This is a genomic window from Mesoflavibacter sp. CH_XMU1422-2, from assembly GCF_037029245.1.
In the GTDB taxonomy this organism is placed as follows: domain Bacteria; phylum Bacteroidota; class Bacteroidia; order Flavobacteriales; family Flavobacteriaceae; genus Mesoflavibacter; species Mesoflavibacter zeaxanthinifaciens.
On sequence record NZ_JAYMEE010000040.1, the window covers coordinates 9,537 to 12,524 of the forward strand.

Sequence of the window (2,988 nt, forward strand, 5' to 3'; positions counted from 1 at the left end):
ACATTTGACCAAACTCAATGAGAAATCTGATTATCATATTTATATTACTTTCAATCTTGATTTCTTGCAAAGATTATTCAATGGAGAATTATCCAAAACTCGCATCTAAAACTGGCACTTATGAACACATTGAAAGTTGCTATTTTATGCAATCAGGAGATTTTGATTTGTTTCCAAAAAACATTAAAGATTCAATTGAACTCTATTACGAAAAAAGAATCGGAAAGGAGTATTCTAAAAGATTGAAATTTGATTTTGGTTATATCCATTCTGATAAACCAATTCAAGATTTGAGAAACAAAACCTTAATCGATAGTATATTTGATTACGAAGAAAGATTGAAGAATTGTGACACTACCTATAATTATCCTGTCTATACATCAGCATACAGTTTAATTATGGAAGAAATTGGAATTAAAAAATTAGGTTTAAATTTAGTCATAGATAGTAAAGGGAAAATAATTAAAGATTTTCAATTTCCTCATTTAGAACAAAGTGCTAATCAACAAAAAATTATTTCAATTGACTCTGTCAACTCTATTTTAATAAAAAGGAGAATATCAAACGAACATTTATATATTGATATTGACTATGATAATGAAACTGGTTTATTATTTTGGGAGCCAAAAACCGATTTACATCCAAATGACCGTAGCTGTTTAATTATGCTCAAAACTCACTTTAGTATGAATATGTTAACTGGTGAGATTATTGAAATAAATGATAAATAAAAAACATTGAGAATCCAAATTTCCATACTGATTTTAATTACAAATTTTGCTTTCGGACAAAAACAAGTTACGATTGAAGAAAATATTTTAAAATATGAAATCAAAGACGAATACAATCGTTTTGATAATATCGAAAATCCCAAAAATGACTTTGAAAGTTTGAAAATAGAATTCAAAGCAAATTCAGATTTAGAAATCAAAAACAGTTACAGTTCTGGTTTTACTGGAAATGACATCTCATTCAAGATTAACAAGAATTTGGAAATTATAGAAACAAAATATAATTATTGGACTGATGTATTAGATTTAGATAACACAAGAACTTATAAAGTAAAAAACGTAAAGCTGACCTTAAACCAAAACCCATTTAAAAAAATAAATGGATTATGTGGAAATTACATTTTAGAAATTGAACATTTTTACAACGACTCTTTGACAAAAACAGCTACTTTTAAAGGCAAATTCAAGTCTTTTAAAGGAATTGACAAAACTTCGGCAGATTACTTATGGGCTTTGGAACAAAACAAAATATTTTATGGAATTACTAACGAAAACGGAGTTTACTTGCGACCTGACAAAATGCCTTCATTAAAATCTGACCATAAAATCTTGACCGAAAAAATAAAAAATATCAAAGGCTACAAACCAGATAAAATAAGGGCTTATGTGGTAATAAACGAAAATGGAAAAATCGAGAAAGAACCGTTTAGATTCTTTGGAAATTTTGGACAATGGAATGATGAAACTCAAAATAAAGTTAAAGATTTACTGATTGAATTAACCGAATGGTATCCCGCTTGTGTAAATGAAAAGGAAGTTAAATCACAAATTCCATTAGTAATTGGAATTGAATAAAAAAACGTTTTACAACAATGGCTATAAGTAATTGCTGGTTCTCGCTTACTTTGGAAATTCCTGCGGAATTTCCGCTGTTAGTTTCGTACCTCCGGAATTTATTACTAAATTCACGCAACTACTCATAGCCGAGACCGTTACCTACAAGCACTCCGAAAAAAACACGGAAGACAAATTAAGCGACCGGAAAATCAAAACGAAGCCGATTTAAAAACTAACAGTGGACTGAATTGCTTTTTAGCCAAACTATTTGACAAACAGAAAACCACTCGCCTATTTGCCGACTTTCGGGAGAAAAGAAAGCGTTGTGGTGGAATTTAAAACAACAGCGGATTAAAAAACCGTTGACCAAACTCAAAACGGACTAAAAAACGGAACATAAAAAAAGCTAATAGGAATTTGACAAACGTTGCGGAAAAAATATGGCGGACTGAATTGCTTGACGATTAACCGAATTACTAAAGGGACAAATTTCTCGCTTCCCTACCAAGTTTAGGCTGAAAAAAGAACGTGAATAACGGAACGTACTAAACAGAACGTGTCGTGCCAGTAGGTAACAAAGGCTATAGTTCATTGCTTCGGATTTTCTGCCGAAAATCCTCGTACTTTTACTATCTTTGGTTCACGGCGGAAAGAATCCTGCGGATTTTTCCGCAACGAAACCATAGCCCAGACCGTTAGCACCAATTTAAGGCAACCTATGAAATTAATACATTGGTCATCTAAAGAGAATAAAAAAAGTATCCTTGAAAACGGAATTAAAATTTCTGACACTTGGACTTCTTGCTCAATTTTGACACCTTTTCATAATCTGAATCGTTGGTGGGTTGACTTTTTGCTTAACAAAAAAGAACAAATTGGATTCATATTTGAACTATCAGAATCTGACTTTCCTATTGTTCATTCACATTGGTGTATTGATACTTATCAAAAACAAGATGACGATTTAAATGTAATCGAGGAAAGGAGATATAACTTATCAGAAATATTAAGAGATAATCCACATTCTGTTTTTAAAAACCTATCTGAATTAAAAGAAGATTATAAAAGGACTATTATTTGGAGGATTGGCGGAACAATAAGCGAATTGGGAAAGGATTCAGACGAGTTGATTTATCAAAACGGAATTGACTTGTTAAAATCTGACTCAAAAAAAATAAATGAATTTTTGGATAATCCTGACTTTATGGAATTTGTGTTTGAGGATTATGAAGTTTTACTTTTTAACGAAATCAAACCTGACCGAATTATAAAAGTAATATCGGAAAATGAGGAATATCAATACTCGGAATTAATAAACGAAATAAAAACTGGTGCTAACAATGGCTATAAGTAATTGCTTGTTCTCGCCTACTTCTGAAAATCCTTGCGGATTTTCAGTTTGGTGTGTACTTGCAAAGTT

3 protein-coding genes are annotated in these 2,988 nt (G+C 31.1%); all 3 read left to right on the top strand.

Features of this window, described 5'->3' with window-relative positions; all coding sequences use genetic code 11:
• The first annotated feature begins 80 nt into the window (after window positions 1–80).
• Window positions 81–731 (top strand): hypothetical protein, encoded by a 651-nt coding sequence (locus WA340_RS05750; protein WP_336127814.1) that lies wholly within the window; start codon window positions 81–83, stop codon window positions 729–731.
• A 6-nt stretch (window positions 732–737) separates the two neighbouring features.
• On the top strand, window positions 738–1,586 hold the full coding sequence (locus tag WA340_RS05755) for a hypothetical protein (protein ID WP_336127815.1): 849 nt from the start codon (window positions 738–740) through the stop codon (window positions 1,584–1,586).
• 700 nt (window positions 1,587–2,286) lie between these two features.
• On the top strand, window positions 2,287–2,922 hold the full coding sequence (locus WA340_RS05760; protein WP_027880790.1) for a hypothetical protein: 636 nt from the start codon (window positions 2,287–2,289) through the stop codon (window positions 2,920–2,922).
• The last annotated feature ends 66 nt before the right edge of the window (window positions 2,923–2,988 follow it).